The organism is Streptomyces sp. NPDC102406, assembly GCF_044765725.1.
Lineage (GTDB): Bacteria > Actinomycetota > Actinomycetes > Streptomycetales > Streptomycetaceae > Streptomyces.
Genome location: NZ_JBIWKP010000003.1, coordinates 904,075 through 920,601 on the forward strand (window position 1 = coordinate 904,075; position 16,527 = coordinate 920,601).

Annotated in this window: 13 protein-coding genes and 1 pseudogene; 8 read left to right on the forward strand and 6 right to left on the reverse strand. The window is 71.5% G+C overall.

Translation table 11 applies throughout. The features are described from left to right. Positions 1 to 24: 24 nt before the first annotated feature. On the reverse strand, positions 25 to 654 hold the full coding sequence (locus tag ACIRF8_RS17880) for a TetR/AcrR family transcriptional regulator (protein WP_404215829.1): 630 nt from the start codon (positions 652 to 654) through the stop codon (positions 25 to 27). 79 nt (positions 655 to 733) lie between these two features. On the opposite strand from ACIRF8_RS17880, the gene ACIRF8_RS17885 reads away from it, so the two are divergent. Beyond that, positions 734 to 2,170, forward strand: coding sequence for a purine-cytosine permease family protein (locus tag ACIRF8_RS17885; protein ID WP_404215831.1), 1,437 nt, complete (start codon positions 734 to 736; stop codon positions 2,168 to 2,170). A gap of 93 nt (positions 2,171 to 2,263) precedes the next feature. Further along, positions 2,264 to 3,862 carry a GMC family oxidoreductase gene (locus ACIRF8_RS17890; protein WP_404215832.1) on the forward strand — a complete coding sequence of 533 codons (1,599 nt, stop codon included), beginning with the start codon at positions 2,264 to 2,266 and terminating at the stop codon, positions 3,860 to 3,862. A 16-nt stretch (positions 3,863 to 3,878) separates the two neighbouring features. Here the strand turns inward: ACIRF8_RS17890 and ACIRF8_RS17895 are convergent, their stop codons facing one another. After that, on the reverse strand, positions 3,879 to 5,099 hold the full coding sequence (locus ACIRF8_RS17895) for a glycoside hydrolase family 64 protein (RefSeq protein ID WP_404215834.1): 1,221 nt from the start codon (positions 5,097 to 5,099) through the stop codon (positions 3,879 to 3,881). 244 nt (positions 5,100 to 5,343) lie between these two features. Between ACIRF8_RS17895 and ACIRF8_RS17900 the strand changes: the two genes are divergently transcribed. Together ACIRF8_RS17900 and ACIRF8_RS17905 are read left to right on the forward strand one after the other, a co-directional pair. Then, positions 5,344 to 6,132, forward strand: coding sequence for a VOC family protein (locus ACIRF8_RS17900; protein ID WP_404215836.1), 789 nt, complete (start codon positions 5,344 to 5,346; stop codon positions 6,130 to 6,132). Between the two features lie 91 nt (positions 6,133 to 6,223). Continuing rightward, positions 6,224 to 6,466, forward strand: a complete 243-nt coding sequence (locus ACIRF8_RS17905; protein ID WP_404215838.1) for a WhiB family transcriptional regulator — start codon at positions 6,224 to 6,226, stop codon at positions 6,464 to 6,466. Here the strand turns inward: ACIRF8_RS17905 and ACIRF8_RS17910 are convergent. Next, the gene (locus ACIRF8_RS17910) at positions 6,453 to 8,930 is read right to left on the reverse strand and encodes a hypothetical protein (RefSeq protein WP_404215840.1); all 2,478 of its coding nucleotides are present in this window, start codon (positions 8,928 to 8,930) and stop codon (positions 6,453 to 6,455) included. The genes ACIRF8_RS17905 and ACIRF8_RS17910 overlap by 14 nt on opposite strands. 116 nt (positions 8,931 to 9,046) lie before the next feature. On the opposite strand from ACIRF8_RS17910, the gene ACIRF8_RS17915 reads away from it, so the two are divergent. From ACIRF8_RS17915 to ACIRF8_RS17925, 3 genes are read left to right on the forward strand one after another with little or no spacing between them, the layout of a single operon-like run. Further along, a complete protein-coding gene (locus tag ACIRF8_RS17915; protein ID WP_404215842.1) occupies positions 9,047 to 9,589 on the forward strand; it encodes a hypothetical protein in 543 nt (180 codons plus the stop codon). A 2-nt stretch (positions 9,590 to 9,591) separates the two neighbouring features. Further along, positions 9,592 to 10,803, forward strand: coding sequence for a sensor histidine kinase (locus ACIRF8_RS17920; protein WP_404215844.1), 1,212 nt, complete (start codon positions 9,592 to 9,594; stop codon positions 10,801 to 10,803). Further along, complete coding sequence (locus tag ACIRF8_RS17925) at positions 10,800 to 11,468, forward strand: response regulator (RefSeq protein WP_404215846.1); 669 nt, start codon at positions 10,800 to 10,802, stop codon at positions 11,466 to 11,468. Before ACIRF8_RS17920 ends, ACIRF8_RS17925 begins: the two co-directional genes overlap by 4 nt. Before the next feature lie 9 nt (positions 11,469 to 11,477). On the opposite strand, the gene ACIRF8_RS17930 is transcribed toward ACIRF8_RS17925, so the two are convergent. The 3 genes and pseudogenes from ACIRF8_RS17930 to ACIRF8_RS17940 form a co-directional block, all read right to left on the reverse strand. Then, positions 11,478 to 12,455: an acyl-ACP desaturase gene (locus ACIRF8_RS17930; RefSeq protein ID WP_404215848.1), complete on the reverse strand. Its 978-nt coding sequence runs from the start codon at positions 12,453 to 12,455 to the stop codon at positions 11,478 to 11,480. Positions 12,456 to 12,549: 94 nt separating this feature from the next. Further along, positions 12,550 to 12,785 (reverse strand): annotated as a pseudogene (locus tag ACIRF8_RS17935) (N(G),N(G)-dimethylarginine dimethylaminohydrolase); the annotation flags it as partial. Next, a complete protein-coding gene (locus ACIRF8_RS17940; RefSeq protein ID WP_404215850.1) occupies positions 12,758 to 14,419 on the reverse strand; it encodes an ABC-F family ATP-binding cassette domain-containing protein in 1,662 nt (553 codons plus the stop codon). The gene ACIRF8_RS17940 and the pseudogene ACIRF8_RS17935, both read right to left, overlap by 28 nt. Before the next feature lie 533 nt (positions 14,420 to 14,952). Between ACIRF8_RS17940 and ACIRF8_RS17945 the strand changes: the two genes are divergently transcribed. After that, on the forward strand, positions 14,953 to 16,524 hold the full coding sequence (locus ACIRF8_RS17945; protein ID WP_404215852.1) for an alpha-L-arabinofuranosidase B: 1,572 nt from the start codon (positions 14,953 to 14,955) through the stop codon (positions 16,522 to 16,524). Positions 16,525 to 16,527 lie beyond the last annotated feature (3 nt).

Below are 16,527 nucleotides of genomic sequence, written 5' to 3' on the forward strand. Positions count from 1 at the left end.
GGCGGGGGACAGGGCGAGTGGCGCCTAGGGCCCCAACGTCCCGTGGGCGAGCCCGAGTTCGCGCTCGGCCCAGGTGACGGCCATCCGCGCCACCGCCCGCGGCAGGGCGTCCGCGTCGGCGCCGCCGTCTGCCCCGAGTCCGTCGAGCACCACCAGGATCTGGGACGCCACGACCGAGGGCTCCTCGCTCGGGCGGAACTCGCCGCGTGCCACGCCGTCCTCGATGAGCCCGGCCAGCCGTGCCCGCCACGCCGTCTCCTGGTGGACGACGCGGTCACGGAGCGCCGGACGGTAGCGGGTGAGGTGCCGGGCGTTGATCCACAGCCGGCTGATGTCGTCCCACGCCGGGCCCGAGGTCCGGGCGAGGAAGCCGGTCAGGCGTTCCGTCGCCGAGGCGGGCGGGGGCTCCTCGGGGATCAGCGCGTCGAGTTCGCCCGTGGCCGCGGTGCCGAAGGCCTCCGCCACCAGCTCCTCCGCCGACGGGAAGTAGTGGCTGACGAGCCCGGGGCGCACGTCCAGCTCCTCGCCGATCCGGCGGAGGGTGACGCACTCCAGACCTTCGGAAAGCGCAATCTCGGCGGCTTTGGCAACGATTTCCGCACGTCTGGCGGCCGGGGACTTTCGAATTCGCTTGCTCGGAGCCCTTGACGACATGCCCGTCACGTTATTGAGTGTGCGACCAATAAGCAAGCAGACGGGTCGGGCACGCTCCGGCCGACACCCCGGAGGGCCCATGGCATCCACCCTTCCCGACCCGCACCCGGACACCGACAAGGTCGCCGCCCCGCCCCCCGACCGACCGGCCCTGCGCATCGAGGCCCACGGCATCGACCACATTCCCGACGGCGAACGGCACGGCCGCGCCCGGGAGCTGTTCTCCGTCTGGGCCGCGGCCAACGTCAACTACCTGAACCTGGTGGTCGGCGGCGCGCTCGTCCTGATGGGCCTCACCCTGTGGCAGGCCCTCGCCGTGCTCACCGTGGGCAACGCCTTCTGGGTCCTGACCGGGCTGCTCGCCGTGTCCGGACCGGCCGCCGGCGCCCCCAGCGAGGTGATCACCCGGGCGCTCTACGGCGTCATCGGCAACCGCGCGAACAACGCCGTCACCGGCTGGACGATCTCCGTCTGCTACTTCGCCCTGAACCTGTCGGCCGCCGCCGTCGCCGCCTTCTCCCTGGTCGAGAAGGTGGGCATCACCGCCGACACCGGCGTGAAGGTCGTCGTCATCGTCGTCATCGCCGCGCTCACGCTCACCATCAGCGTCTACGGCCACGCCGTGATCGTGAAGCTGTACCCGGTGATCACGCTGGTCCTCGCGGCGGTCTTCGCGGTGGTCGCCGTCGCCGTGGTCCGCCACGCCGACTTCACGTACACCCCCGCCCACCACCTCACCGGCCTCGACCTGTGGGCGACCGTCCTCACCGGCGTCACGCTCATCGCGGCGGGCCCGCTCTCCTACACGACCAGCGCGGACTTCTCCCGCTACCTGCCGCGCACCGCTCCGAGCCGCGCGATCGTCGGCTGGACCGCGCTCGGCGGCTTCCTGCCCAGCATGGTGGTCTCCTCCCTGGGCGCCCTCGCGGCGACCACCGTCGACATGACCGACCCGCAGTCGGCCCTGGAGTCGATCCTGCCCACCTGGTTCACGCCCTTCTTCCTGCTCGCGCTCGTCCTCGGCACCATCGCCATCAACGCCCTGACCGCCTACAGCGCGGGCCTCGCCCTCCAGGCCGTCGGCCTGCGCATCCGCCGCTCGGTCAGCGTCCTGTTCGACGGCACGGCCGCCGTGGCCCTCACCCTGTACGGCCTGCTCGTCTCCAACTTCCTCGACACCGTCAACAACGTCCTGCAACTCACCGTCGTCCTCCTCGGCCCCAGCATGGCGATCTACGCGACGGACATCGTCCTGCGCCGCAACCAGTACGACGGCCAGGCCCTCGGCGACGAGACCCGCGGCAGCGCCTTCTGGTACCGCGGCGGCATCAACTGGGCCGGGGCGGCAGCCGTGGTGGCGGGCGCCACCACCTCCGCCCTCTGCGTCGACACCCTCTACACCGGACCGCTCGCCGCGGCGCTCGGCGGCCTGGACCTGGCGCTCCCGGCGGGCATGGTGGTGGCCTGCGTCTGCTACGCCGTCGCGATGCGCCGCTCCCTGGCGGGGCGGCGTTGAGCCGATCTTCCGGCACACGGATGCGCGAGCCGCGGGACCGGGTGTAGACCACAGGTGACATCTGCGCGCCAACCCGTCACCCAGGGAGCCGAGTTGAGCAAGGACCGTACGTACGACTACGTCATCGTCGGGGCCGGATCCGCCGGATGCGTGCTCGCCGCGCGACTGAGCGAGGACCCGGCCGTCCGGGTCGCGCTCGTCGAGTCCGGCCCCCGCGACCGCAAGCCGGAGATCCGGATACCGGCCGCGTTCCCCAAACTGTTCAAGACGCCGTACGACTGGGACTACACCACCGAGAAACAAGGCGCCCTGGACGACCGCGAGCTGTACTGGCCGCGCGGCCACATGCTCGGCGGCTGCTCCTCCCTCAACGCCATGATGTGGGTGCGCGGACACCGCGACGACTACGACGCCTGGGGCGAGGCCGCCGGGCCCGAGTGGGCGTACGACCGGTTCGTGCCCTACTTCCGGCGCGCCGAGCGGTGGAGCGGGCCCAGGACCGGAACATCGGTGTACGGCACGCTCGGCCCCCTGCACATCTCCCCGCCCCGCCACGCGAACCCCACCACGGCCGCGTTCCTCGCCGCCTGCCGCGCCCAAGGGCTGCGTGATCTCGGCGAGTTGAACCAGGCCGACCACAGCGGCTTCGCCCTCACCCCCGTCAACCAGCGCCGCGGCCGCCGCTGGAGCGCCGCCGACGGCTATCTCAGACCCGCCGCGCGCCGCCCCAACCTCGACGTCTACACCGGAGCCCGCGTCACCCGGCTCGACTTCGACGGCCTGCGCGCCGCGGGCGTCGTCGCCGAGGGTGTGTCCGCCGGTGTGCTGCGCGCCACCCGCGAGGTGATCCTCGCCGCGGGCGCCATCGGCTCGCCGCAGCTCCTGCAGCAGGCCGGCATCGGCGACCCGGAGGCCCTCGGCGCCGCGGGCATCGACACCCGCGTCGCCTCACCCGACGTGGGCCGCCACCTCCAGGACCACCTCTCCTACGCCGTCACCGTCCGCTGCCCGCGCCCGCTCACCCTCACCGGCGCGGACACCCCCGCCAACATCGCCCGCTTCCTGCTGCGCGGGCGCGGACCGCTCACCTCGAACATCGGCGAGGCCGTCGCCTTCCTCCGGACCCGGCCCGAACTCGCGGCACCCGACATCGAGCTGGTCCACGCGCCCGTCCCCTTCGTCGGTCACGGACTCGTCCCGCCGACCGAACACGGCTTCACCCTCGGCGTGGTCCTCCTCCAGCCGCGCAGCACGGGCCGCATCACACCGACGGGGACGGGCGCCGCCGCCCGCCCGCGGATCGACCCCGGGTACCTGGCCGACGAGGAGGACCTGCGCACGCTCGTCGCGGGCGTGCGCAGGGCGGAGGAGTTGCTGGCCGACGCGGCGCTGCGGCCCCTGCACTCGGAGCCCATGGCCGGGTATCCGGGCGTCGTCGACGACGCGGCGCTCGCCCGCTCGGTCCGGGCCCGCGCCGAGACCCTCTACCACCCCGTCGGCACCTGCCGGATGGGCGCCGACGAGGGCTCCGTCACCGACCCCAGGCTGCGGGTCCGCGGCACGCGGGCGCTGCGCGTCGTCGACGCCTCCGTCATGCCGCGCATCACGCGCGGCCACACGCACGCGCCGACGGTCGCCCTCGCGGAGAAGGCCGTGGAGCTGATCCGCGAGGACGCCGCGCGAGGGGTGTGAGGGGCGGCGATCGGGGTCAGGAGCCGACGCTCACCGTGAAGCGGCGCGGGTTCCCGTCGTTGGCCGCGCCCGACACGTCGGGCCGGCCGTCGGGGCGTACGTCGTCGTACGGGAACGCGTACCCGATGGGGGAGTTGGCGTGGACGATCCGCGACCAGTGGTTGGTGGTCGCGTCCCGGTAGTAGTCGCCGGAGTCCGCCCCGTTCGGCTGCTCCGGGTGGGTGAGCATGATGCTGCGGTTGAATCCGGCGGCGAGCCGGGCGAGCAGGCCCTTCTTGTCGTCGGAGTCGGCCGGGTTGTTGGTGAACGGCCCGTGGTTGCAGGTGAAGATGTCCTTGGAGGTGGGCTTGGTGAAGGTGTGCCCGCCGTTGAAGGTGAGCGTGTCGCCGCTGACCCGGCCGGTGAACACGCCGCGTCCGCCCTGGAGGTCGATGCGGAGGTCGGTGGAGCGGTACTTCTCCCAGACCCGGTCGATGTAGCCGCTCCACAGGTCGCGGAACGGCATCTCGGCGGGCCGGTCGAAGTACGGGGCCATCAGGTTCTGCGGCGAGATGACCCGCAGCACCTTCCCGTCGCCGCCCCTGATCACGAGCTTGTCCCAGGGCTGCCCGTCCTTGGCGGCCTGCGCGGTGAGATCCGCCGCGATCCGCTCGACGGCACCGTCCGGCAGCGGGGCGACGGTGTGGGTGGCGTCGCCCTCCAGGGTCAGCCCGATCGGCAGGGCCGTCACCAGGTCGACGTAGCTGATGTTGGCGTACAACTGGGCGGAGTTGAAGGTGAACTCGCAGAACGACCAGGTCTTGTGGTAGTTCGCGTCCGCCGGTGTGGCGAAGGCGGGCTCGACCAGGCCGGGTCCGGGGTTGAGGAAGAAGTCCAGGGTGTCGTCGCGCACGAAGTAGACGCGGGCGCCGAACATCTGAGGCAGCGTCACTACTTTGGGGCCCTGGCCCGCTCCGTTCAGCGGGATGGCGCAGTCCACGGGCAGGGGGGTTCCCGGGGCGCTCGGCGACTGGGGCCGGTAGACACTTCCGTCGGCGCGCAGCAGCACCCAGTTGCCGGAGGACTGCTCGTGCCCCGTGACGTAGGCACGCACGGTGCCGGGCAACGACTTGTTCACGAGCGCCAGTTCACAGGTGGCGGGCGCGGCGCCCGCGGTCCAGGCGGGAACGGACAGTGAGGCGGCGGCCGTCGCGACGCTCGCCCCGGCGCCGGCGAGGAACATCCTGCGCGATATCACGATCGCACTCCTGAGGGGTGGGGGGTTGTGTGGGGAGCCCCACTGTGGCCAGAGGGGCCGGGAGCGTCAAGACTTATGACGGGGAGCGCTCCCGCAATTTGATTTCGTTCAGAGGTTGAAGGCGAGCGATAGATCGCCATTGGTCCGTACCTTGCCTGGTCAGGGCGCTGGGACGCCCGTTGTCAGTGGGCGGTGCCAGACTCGGCAGTCCAGGGAGAAAACCCTCGACGAGGAGGGCACGACCATGATCACCACGAATTTCGTGAACGGTTCACCGAACTGGCTGGATCTCGGCACCCCCGACCTGGAGGCCGCGGCCGCCTTCTACGGCGGCGTCCTCGGCTGGCGGTTCGAGCCGGGCGGACCGGAGACCGGTGGGTACGGGATGTTCCGGCTCGACGGCAGGTCGGTGGCGGGAGGCATGACCGTCACCGCCGACCAGGGCGCCCCCGCCTGGACGGTCTACTTCCACAGCGCGGACCCGGACGCGGTGACCAAGGCCGCCGAGCAGGCCGGCTGCACCGTCCTCCTCCAGCCGATGGACGTCCTCGACCAGGGCCGGATGGCGATACTGGCCGATCCGGCGGGCGCGGCGTTCGGCCTGTGGCAGCCCCGGCGGCACACCGGTTTCGAGCACGTCACGCAGGACGGCGGGTTGAACTGGCTGGAGCTGTACACCCCCGACGTGCCCGCCGCGAAGGAGTTCTACGGGTCCGTCCTCGGCTGGGGCGCCTTCGACGTGGAGTTCCCGGGTGGCTCATACACGACGGTCCATCCGGCGGGCACGGACGAGAACGGGATGTTCGGCGGTATCGTCCCGCTGGACGGCGACCCGGCAGGCGCGGGGGCGGGCGCCCACTGGACGCCGTACATCCACGTGCCGGACGTGGACGCGGCGGCGCGCAAGGCCGAGGAACTGGGCGGCGCGGTGCGCTCCGCACCGGTCGGCGTGCCCGGAGTGGGGCGGATCGCGACCCTCGCGGACCCGGCCGGGGCCGTGTTCGCGGTGATCAAGGGCGATCCCGACCAGTGACAGCCGGGTGAACGACGGGCGGTGCCGCCCGGCGAGCCGCGTTGATGGTTCGTTGAGCAGACGTTTTTCACCGGGCGGCACCCTCGTCACCATGCACGCGAACACGACCCTCACGCCCGCCGGCCCCACCTGGCAGGAGCAGGCCCTGTGCGCCCAGACCGGCGGCGACTTCTTCTTCCCCGAACCGGGCAGCTCCGTCCGCGAGGCCAAGCTGATCTGCCGGATGTGCGAGATCCGCCCCGCCTGCCTGGAGTACGCCCTGGCCCACGACGAGCGCTTCGGCGTCTGGGGCGGCCTCTCGGAGAAGGAGCGGCACCAGCTCAGGCGTACGTGACCGTGAACTCCCGCGTCCCGGCGGGCACCCGCACGTCGTCACCGGGGCCCGGCACCTCCAGTGCCCTCCCGTCCGCCACCACGGCACGCACCGGACCGAAGCGGCACGGGTACACGAACCGCACCCCCTGCGGCGCGGACTCGATCCGCACACTCACCCGGCGCGCGCCCGCGTCGTGCGCGAGCCGGTACCCGAAGGGCTCACCGAACAGGGTCGGCGCGTCCAGGACCGCCACCGGCTGCGCGTCCGCCACCCAGTGCGGCCGTACCCCCGGCGCGATGTACAGATGCGGGTCCCGGTCCTCGTCCGCCTCGAAGAACAGGATGTCGCGCACCAGCAGCAGGTACTCGGCGGCGGCCCAGCCGTGCGGGATGTCGCCCATGTACCAGTGCCGCCCGGGCACCTCCCGGAAGTCCGACGCGATCGGGAAGGCGTGCTGCTCGTTCCACGCGCCCAGCGCCACCGCCCTGTCCTGGGTGCGCGGGAACGCCGCGTCCACCGCCCAGCCGAGCAGCGCGTCGGCCCGCTCCGGGTTCCCCGCCAGCAGATAGGCGTGCGCCAACTGCATGGTCAGATACGGCCCGTAGGCGTTCCACGCCGCCTCGTGCCGGTAACCGCCGGACACGAAGTGCCAGTACATCGTGTCGAGCGTCGACCGCGCGGCCTGGTCGATGTCGTCGCCGAGCTTGCTGCCCATGTGCAGCCGCAACGGATGGAAGTACGCCGCCGCGCCGATCATCGTCGAGTCGAGGCGGCCCACGTCACCGGGCCCGGTCGGCAGATACGTCTCCCAGGCCCCGCGGCGCCGCTGCTCGGCGAGGACCCAGCGCATCGACGCGGCGGTGGCGGCCTTCATGTCGTCGAAGGCCGCCCACAGCTCGGGCACCTCCGGAGCCCCGATCCGCTCCGCGAGCCGTGCGGCCTCGTAGAGCCCGGCGAGCCCCCACAGGTCGTCCCAGTAGTGCGGCTTGTCCCGCTCCCCGAGGTGCTCGGCGCTCCACCCGCTGTGCAGGAGCCCGAAACCGTCCCGGTTGTCCCGCAGCCAGCGGGCGCCGTCCACGACGTACGGACTGTAGAGCCTGGCGCCGAACGCGGCGGCCCGCCCCGAGGTCCGGTCGAAGCGGCCGATCGCCCACAGCGCCTGCCCGTTGCTGTCCCACTCCCGGTCGTCCTTCTCGTGCGGGCCGCCGAAGAACCCGTACTCGGCGCACGGCCCGATCCGGCCGCCGCCCCGGTTGAACCGCAGCGGATAGTGCGTGCCCAACTGGTGCCCGGCCAGCGCCGCGTCACCGACCAGCGAGCACGCCGTCGCCTCCACCGACGAGTCCCTGATCCAGAACGAGTCGTACACCGTCGGACCCGGATGGATCTCCCCGAGGTCGGAGAGGATCAGCAGCTCCGAACGCGCCTGACGGAAGAGGTCCGTCAAGTGCGCCACCGAGCGCGGCAGTTGCGGCTGCACACCCTGATGGAGCAGCTTGTCCGTCCAGAACTCCCGGTTGGCGGCCTCCAGCGCGTCGGCCGGTGCCGCCCGCAGCTCCGCCAGATCGTCGGGCCCGCTGTACAGGTCGACGGGCAGCCGCACGTCGAGCTCCATCAGCTCGTCCTCCGCCACCTGGAACGGCCACGTGAACACGGCACTGCACAACCCGGCCACCTGGTCCTGCGCCTCGGCCGCCCCGCTCAGCTTCCCGCCCGTCACGAGATCGCGGAAGGGGCTGTGGCGCACGTACACCTCGGGGTCCGTGCCGAAGTCAGGATTCCCGTACACCCCGAACTGGTCGGGGGCCGTGTCGAAGACGGGCCCCCAGCCACTGTTCGTCTCGACCCGCCGCTCCCCGGGCAGATACCGCAGGAACGTCAGGCGCCGGTCGGTGATCTCCCGCCCGTTGCGGTCGTGCCGCTGGAAGCCGCTCGGCCCGGCGGGCATCACCGCCGCACACAGCAGGCCCTCCCGCGCCCGCCCCGTCGGCGAACCCACCGTCACCCGCGTCACGACCGCGTCCCGCTGCCGCGCCCCCACCGGCGTCGCGAAGGTCCGCTGGACGAACTCGACCCCGTTCGCGGTACGGAACGTCGTCAGCACGACCGGCAGATGCGGAGCCTCCACGCGCTGCTCCACCGTGCCGCCGTCCGTCAACTGCGGCAGGCTCAGCGCCCCGGTCACCGGATCGAACAGGAAGAACGACAGGCAGTACTTGTCGAAGACCGGCTCGATCTCACCGGCCTGCCCGACCAGGGACTCCTGCCGGTGATCCTTCACCCCGACCATGCCCCAGTAGCGGTACAGCGCGTTCGAGGCGAACGCCGCCTCCTTGGAGTCGTACGTCCCGGCGTCGAAGTCGTCGCTCCACCGCCGCATCGCCTGCTGCGCCCACCACGGCACCGGGTACGGCACCTCGGCGCGACCGGCCCAACTGCGCCACATGACCTCGTAGAACATCCACTCGTGCGTCTGCGCCATGGAGTTCACCCCCTCCTCGCACCGTGGCACCGTCACGGCGCTGCGGCTAGGTCTCCACCCGGGGTTCCACCCGTGGGTGCAGGTGCCGGAGGCCGTCGCCCAGCAGTCTTGAGGGCATGACAACGACCGAGTGGTTCACCGACATCGCGCTCCTCCTCGTGGTCTTCCGGCAACTGCGGGAGGGCCGTCTGGACCTCAAGTCCTTCCTGATCCCGCTGGGGATCGTGGCCTTCGTCGCCTCCTCGTACCTCGACACGATCCCCACCGGCGGCAACGACCTGCTGCTCATCGGGGCCCTGACGGGCGTGGGCGCCGCGCTCGGTGTCGCCGGTGGTCTCTACACCCGCATCCGGGCCGTGGACGAGCACCTGCTGATCAAGGCCGGTGCGGTCTCCGCGGTCCTGTGGGTGCTCGGCATGGGGGCCCGCATGGGCTTCCAGTTGTGGGTCGAGCACGGCGGCGCCGACGACGTGGGCCGGTTCAGCGTCACCCACCACATCACCGGCGACGAGGCCTGGGTCGCGGCGTTCGTCCTGATGGCGCTCACCGAGGTGGTCACGCGGCTGGCCACGATCTTCGTCAGGAGCCGCCGGGTGCGCCCCGTGCCGGGGGCCGGGGTGGCCATGCCCGCCGCACCCGTTCTCCACCGGAGCGTCTGACCATGGGTTATGGTCTGGCCGTGCCCGACACCGAGACCGCTCCGCAGCCCGGGCCGACCCCCTCCGAGGGGGCCGGCCCGCGGCCGGTCCCCGGCCAGGAGCCGTGGTTGCAGTGGGTGGCCGCCCTCGGCGTCATCGTCGCCGGGATCCTGACGATCAGGCCCATGGGCGTCAGCGGGCGCGGCCTGCTGGTCACCGTCCTCTTCGTGGTCAACTGCGCGGCGCTGCTCGCCCGTCGGCTGCCCGAGGCGAAGGTCCCCCCGAGGCTCGCCCTGATCTGGCTGACGCTCGGCATCTTCGCGGCGGCCGCGCTGATCGGCGCCGGCAGCGGCGGCACGACGTACCTGTTCGCCTTCTTCGTCTCCGGGCACATCGGGTACCGCCTCGACACCCGGCAGGCGCTCACCCTCGCCCTGTTCTGCGGCCTGCTGTGCGCCGCCGTCCTGCGCCTGCGGATCGGCCCCGGCCACGAGGCGCTGCCCTGGGTCCTCGGCCTGGTCACCGGGGTCCCCGTGGTGATCGGCATCGTCAACCGCAGCCGGCACCGCGCCGTCCGGGCGGCGCTGTCCGCCGCCGAGTCCGCCGAGCGGGCCGCCCGCGCCGAGGCACGTACCGCCGTGCTGACCGAGCGCGGGCGGATCGCCCGCGACGTGCACGACGTCCTGGCGCACTCGCTGGCCGGGATCAACATGCAGCTCGAACTGGCCGACGCGCTGCTCGACACCGGCGATCTGGACAAGGTCAGGGAAGCCAACGACAAGGCCCACAGCATGGTCAAGGAGAGCCTGAAACAGGCGCAGTGGACGGTGCACGCCCTGCGCGAGGACGCGCTGCCGCTCCTGGAGACCCTGACCGCGATGCTCGCATCGTCCGGCCACCGGGACGCGCTCACCGTCACCGGGACGGTCCGCGAGCTGCCGGCCCGCACGGCCCAGAACCTGCTGCGGATCGCCCAGGAGTCGCTGACCAACGCGGCCCGGTACGCGCCCGGCGGGGAGGTCCGGGTGGAGCTGGCGTTCGCCGCCGCGTCGACCACGCTGACGATCCGCAACCGGCCCGCCGACCGCCCGGTGACCGCGGGCGCGGGCAGCGGCATGGGACTGATCGGCATGCGCGAACGCGTCGCCCTGCTGGGCGGCACCATCACGGCGGGTCCGGTCGTCGAGGGACCGGACCTGGGCGGCTGGCAGGTGGAGGCAGTGATCCCGACATGAGCGAGACGAACGACGCAGCACGGAAGGTGAGGGTGGTCGTCGCCGACGACCAGGCCGCCGTCCGGGAACCGCTCGCCGCGGTGCTCGGGCTCGCCGACGACATCGACGTCGTGGCCACCGCCGCGGACGGGACGCAGGTGCTGACCGCGGTCGCCGACGCGGGGCCGGTGGACGTGGTGCTGATGGACCTGCGCATGCCCGTCATGGACGGCACCGAGGCGACCCGCAGGCTGAGCGAGGACCACCCCGGCGTGGCCGTGGTGGTCCTGACCACCTTCGCCGACGACGATTCGATCCTCGCCGCGCTGAGCGCCGGGGCCCGCGGCTACCTGACGAAGAACGCCGGGCGCCAGGACATCGTCCGGGCCATCCGGGCCGCCGCCGCCGGGCAGTCCGTGCTCGACCGCGAGGTCCAGGACCGGCTGCTCGCCACGGTCAGGACCAAGGCCCCGGCGCCGAGCGGGGCGCTGCCCGCGGACCTGACGCCGCGCGAGCGCGAAGTGCTCACCCTCATCGGCCGGGGCCTGCCCAACCGGGCCATCGCCGAGAAGCTGTTCATCAGCGAGGCCACGGTCAAGACCCACATCAACAACCTGTTCGCCAAGGCGGACATCCGCGACCGCGCCGACGCGGTGCGCCGCGCCATCGCGGCCGGTCTCGCCTAGCGCGGCCGATCAGGCGTTCGCTGCCCGCGCGGCGAGGCGTGCCTTGCGGGCGGCCAGCTTCTCGTCGAACTTGGCGGCCTCCGCGTCGAGCCCGTCCATGAACAGGCCGAGCTCCTCCTGCGCCTTGAGTCCCTCGGGGCCGAGACCGTCGATCTCCATGATCTTCAGGAACCGGAGGACGGGCTGGATCACGTCGTCGTGGTGGATGCGCAGGTTGTAGACCTCGCCGATCGCCATTTGCGCCGCCGCCCGCTCGAAGCCCGGGATGCCGTGGCCCGGCATGCGGAAGCCGACGACGACATCGCGCACGGCGCACATCGTCAGGTCGGGGGCGAGCTCGAAGGCGGCCTGGAGCAGGTTCCGGTAGAAGACCATGTGCAGGTTCTCGTCCGTCGCGATGCGCGCCAGCATGCGGTCGCAGACCGGGTCGCCCGACTGGTGCCCGGTGTTGCGGTGCGAGATGCGGGTGGCCAGCTCCTGGAAGGCCACGTAGGCCACCGAGTGCAGCATCGAGTGCCGGTTGTCCGACTCGAAGCCCTCGCTCATGTGCGACATGCGGAACGTCTCGAGCTTGTCGGGGTCGACCGCGCGGGACGCCAGGAGGTAGTCGCGCATGACGATGCCGTGCCGGGCCTCCTCGGCCGTCCAGCGGTGCACCCAGGTGCCCCAGGCACCGTCCCGGCCGAACAGCGTCGCGATCTCGTGGTGGTAGCTCGGCAGGTTGTCCTCGGTCAGCAGGTTCACGATCAGCGCGGTCCGGCCGATCTCCGTGACCTTCGACTGCTCCTTCTCCCAGGCTTCGCCGTCCTCGAAGAAGCCGGGGAAGTTGCGGGCGTCGGACCAGGGCACGTACTCGTGCGGCATCCAGTCCTTGGCGACCTTCAGATGCCGGTTGAGTTCCTGCTCGACCACTTCTTCCAGGGCGTGCAGCAGTCGAGCGTCGGTCCAGGCGGTCGACGAGCTGAGGCGGGGGGAGATGACGGTCACGAGGGCTCCTGGGGGACGGAGGTACAACGAGCGGTATTACCTACGGTGTCGTAGGTTACGTTGCCGTAGGTTAAGCGCTCGATAAAGAGTCGGGTCACGTCTGTAGCCTCCTGAGTCGTACTGAGAGGCACGTCACACACCCCTCCAGCTTCTCGAACTCGCACATGTCCATCACCACCGGGGTGCCGGGTACCCGATGACCGTGCTGTCAGGCAGCGCCGTCGCCGCCGATCTCAGCGGTTGTCGCACCCCGGCCGCGTCGGTGCGGCCACCGCAGCCCACGTAGAGGATGTCGCCCGCCTTCAGTACGTCGCCTCCGTCGAGGGAGCCGAGGTGTCCTGGAGCGTGCCGTCCAGGAGCAGCCACCGGGTCACCCCGATCGAGCGGAGGAAGGGCAGGTCGTGGCTGGCCACGATGAGGGCGCCCTCGTACGACTCCAGGGCCGACGTCAGTTGCCGGACGCTCGCCATGTCCAGGTTGTTGGTCGGCTCGTCGAGCAGGAGCAACTGGGGCGCCGGTTCGGCGAGCATCAGCGCGGCCAGGGTCGCGCGGAACCGTTCCCCGCCGGACAGGGTCGCGGCCGGCTGGTCGGCCCTGGCCCCTTTGAACAGGAAGCGGGCGAGACGGGCCCGGATCCGGTTGTTGGTGGCGTCCGGCGCGAACCGGGCCACGTTCTCGGCGACGCTCAGCTCCGCGTCCAGCACGTCGAGTCGCTGCGGCAGGAAGCGGAGCGGCACATGCGGTGTCGCCTCGCCCTCGACCGCCGCGAGCTCACCGGCGATGGTGCGCAGCAGTGTCGTCTTGCCCGCGCCGTTGCGTCCGACGAGGGCGATGCGCTCGGGGCCCCGCAGCTCGAACTCGCCCTCGACGCGCGCCCCGTAGGCAAGGCGCAGACCGCTCAGGGTGAGGACGGACCGGCCCGGCGGGACGGCGGTGTACGGCATGTCGACGCGGATCTCGTCGTCGTCGCGTACCGCCTCCACCGCCTCGTCGAGGCGTTCTCTGGCCTCGGCGAGTTTCTCCTCGTGCATGACGCGGTGCTTGCCCGCGGAGACCTGGGCCGCCCTTTTGCGTTCGCCCATGACGATCTTCGGCTCGCGCTTGCTGTCCCACATCTTCTGTCCGTAGCGCTTGCGCCGGGCCAGCTTCATGTGGGCGTCGGACAGTTCGCGCTTCTGCTTCTTCAGGTCGGACTCGGCGACGCGGACCATTCGTTCGGCCGCGTCCTGTTCGGTGGCCAGCGCCTGTTCGTAGGCGGCGTAGTTCCCGCCGTACCAGGTGACCTCGCCGCCGCGCAGGTCGGCGATCTGGTCGACGCGGTCGAGGAGCTCACGGTCGTGACTGACCAGGATCAGCACGCCGGGCCAGCGCTCCACGGCCGCGTACAGGCGCTGTCGTGCGTGCAGGTCGAGGTTGTTGGTCGGCTCGTCGAGGAGCAGCACGTCGGGCCGGCGCAGCAGCAGCGCGGCGAGCCGCAGCAGGACGGACTCGCCGCCGGACAGCTCGCCGATGGTGCGGTCGAGGCCGATGTGGCCGAGGCCGAGTTCGCCGAGCATGGCCTCGGCGCGCTCCTCGACGTCCCAGTCGTCGCCGACGGCGGTGAAGTTCTCCTCGCGCACGTCACCCGCCTCGATGGCGTGCAGTGCGGCCCGTGTCCCGGCGATGTCCAGGGCCTCGTCGACCCGCAGCGTCGTGTCCAGCGTGGCGTTCTGCGGCAGGTAGCCGATCTCGCCGGAGACGCGCACGGTGCCGTCGGACGGCCTCAGCTCGCCGGCGATCAGCTTCAGCAGGGTCGACTTCCCTGATCCGTTGACCCCGATCAGGCCGGTGCGGCCCGGGCCGAAGGCGACCTGGAGTCCGTCGAAGACGCCGGTGCCGTCGGGCCAGACGTAGGAGAGGGCGGTGACGGCGACCGACGCGGGGCCGGAGCCGTGGGAGCGGGCAGGGGTGGGGGAGGTTGACATGAGTGCCTCGCGGTTGCTCGGTGGGCGAACGGTGACGGGTACGACGCGTTCGAGACACCGCTTGGCCACGGGCAACAAAAAAGGGCCTGTACCGGCGGGGAGGACGGCTCGGGATACCGAGGTCTCGCACAGCGACATGGGGCGGCACAGAGCACGTGTGCAACGTGCGCCGCGTGACATGCGCGGTGTCTCAGGACCTCAGACGAGCAACGTCCTTCTCCGATCGACGGCAACAGAACCGTTGTCCACGATAAAAATCCGTGATCGGGGCTGTCAACGGATTAACGCTTCACCCGCCGTCGGCGCGGGTCCGGCGTGGTCGAAGTATCGGACGTGCCGGATGTGTTGACACCCCCCGGGCGCTTCCTATCATCGGAACGGTCCGCCAATTCGACCAATGTTCGACACTTCGAACGAGAGGCAGGGCGGCCCTGTGATCGACCTGTTGGCATGCCCATGACCTCAATCAAGGTCGCGTACGGACCCCGGCGGTGGGACGCCGCCGGCTCCACTCTTCCCCCGGGAGACACTCCATGTCGGTGACATCGGCCCGTACGAGACGGACCAGGCCGCTCGCTCTGCTCGCACTCGTACTGGCCATGGCCGCGGCCATGCTCGGCGTCCAGACCTCCACCGGCGTCAGCGCCGCCGCCGCGGGCGCACGGCCCTGCGACCTCTACGCCGCCGGTGGCACGCCCTGCGTGGCCGCCCACAGCTCGACCCGCGCCCTGTACTCCGCGTACAACAGCCGCCTGTACCAGGTGAAACGGGCCTCGGACGGCGCCACCCGGGACATCGGCGTGCTCGGCGCGGGCGGTTACGCCGACGCCGCCGCGCAGGACTCCTTCTGCGCCGGGACGAGCTGTCTGATCACCGTCCTCTACGACCAGTCAGGGCGTGGCAACCATCTGACCCAGGCACCGCCCGGAGGGTTCCAGGGCCCCGCCGCGGGCGGTTACGACAACCTCGCCGAGGCGTCGGCCGCGCCGGTCACCGTGGGCGGCCACAAGGCGTACGGCGTCTTCGTCGCCCCCGGCACCGGCTACCGCAACAACCGTACGAACGGCATCGCCACCGGGGACCAGCCGGAAGGCATGTACGCGATCCTCGACGGCTCCCACCGCAACGGCGGCTGCTGCTTCGACTACGGCAACGCCGAGACCAACAGCCTCGACAACGGCAACGGCACCATGGAGACCATCTACTTCGGCGACAGCAAGGCCTGGGGCTACGGCACCGGCAACGGCCCCTGGGTCATGGCCGATCTGGAGAACGGCCTGTTCTCCGGGGTCAACCGCGGCTACAACGCCAACAGCCCCAGCATCAGCCACCGGTTCCTCACCGCCGTCGTCAAGGGCGAGTCGAACCACTGGGCGATCCGGGCAGGCAACGCCCAGTCCGGCGGTCTGGCCACGCACTACGACGGACCGCGCCCCAACGCCTCCGGCTACCACCCGATGAAGAAGGAAGGCGCCATCATCCTCGGTATCGGCGGCGACAACAGCAACAGCTCCGCGGGCACCTTCTACGAAGGCGTCATGACCTCGGGCTACCCGTCGAACGCGACCGAGAACGCCGTACAGGCCGACATCAACGCCGCCGGTTACGCCACGTACGCCGTGCCGGGCACCCCGGCCGTGGGCTCCCGGGTCTCGCTGCGGGCCACCACCGCCTGCTGCACCAACACCTACCTGCGCCACAACAGCGCCGACAGCAACGCCGCCCTCGCCGCCGTCTCCTCGTCCAGCACGTCCGCCGACAAGGCGGCCGCCACCTGGACCGTGCGCGCCGGCCTCGGGGACGCCTCCTGCGTCTCCTTCGAATCCGCCGACAAGCCGGGGCAGTACCTGCGCCACTACGACTTCCGCCTGCGGGTGGACAGCATCGACTCCGGCGCGCTCTCCCGGCTGGACGCCACGTTCTGCCCCCAGGCGGGCCACAACGGCCAGGGCGTCTCGCTCCGGTCGGCCAATTACCCCAGCGACTTCGTGCGCCACTACGACTACGGGGTCTACGCCGCGAGCCACGGCGGCTCCCACGCCTGGGACGCCGCCACCGCCTGGGCCGACGACACGAGCTGGGTCGTCACCTCACCCTGGGCCTGACCC

Bases quoted from the DNA above. Each gene is read 5' to 3' on its own strand.
- ACIRF8_RS17880 (WP_404215829.1), bottom strand. From the start codon at position 654: ATGTCGTCAAGGGCTCCGAGCAAGCGAATTCGAAAGTCCCCGGCCGCC.
- ACIRF8_RS17900 (WP_404215836.1), top strand. From the start codon at position 5,344: ATGATCACCACGAATTTCGTGAACGGTTCACCGAACTGGCTGGATCTC.
- ACIRF8_RS17920 (WP_404215844.1), top strand. From the start codon at position 9,592: ATGGGTTATGGTCTGGCCGTGCCCGACACCGAGACCGCTCCGCAGCCC.
- ACIRF8_RS17940 (WP_404215850.1), bottom strand. From the start codon at position 14,419: ATGTCAACCTCCCCCACCCCTGCCCGCTCCCACGGCTCCGGCCCCGCG.
- ACIRF8_RS17905 (WP_404215838.1), top strand. From the start codon at position 6,224: ATGCACGCGAACACGACCCTCACGCCCGCCGGCCCCACCTGGCAGGAG.
- ACIRF8_RS17910 (WP_404215840.1), bottom strand. From the start codon at position 8,930: ATGGCGCAGACGCACGAGTGGATGTTCTACGAGGTCATGTGGCGCAGT.
- ACIRF8_RS17945 (WP_404215852.1), top strand. From the start codon at position 14,953: ATGTCGGTGACATCGGCCCGTACGAGACGGACCAGGCCGCTCGCTCTG.
- ACIRF8_RS17885 (WP_404215831.1), top strand. From the start codon at position 734: ATGGCATCCACCCTTCCCGACCCGCACCCGGACACCGACAAGGTCGCC.
- ACIRF8_RS17925 (WP_404215846.1), top strand. From the start codon at position 10,800: ATGAGCGAGACGAACGACGCAGCACGGAAGGTGAGGGTGGTCGTCGCC.
- ACIRF8_RS17915 (WP_404215842.1), top strand. From the start codon at position 9,047: ATGACAACGACCGAGTGGTTCACCGACATCGCGCTCCTCCTCGTGGTC.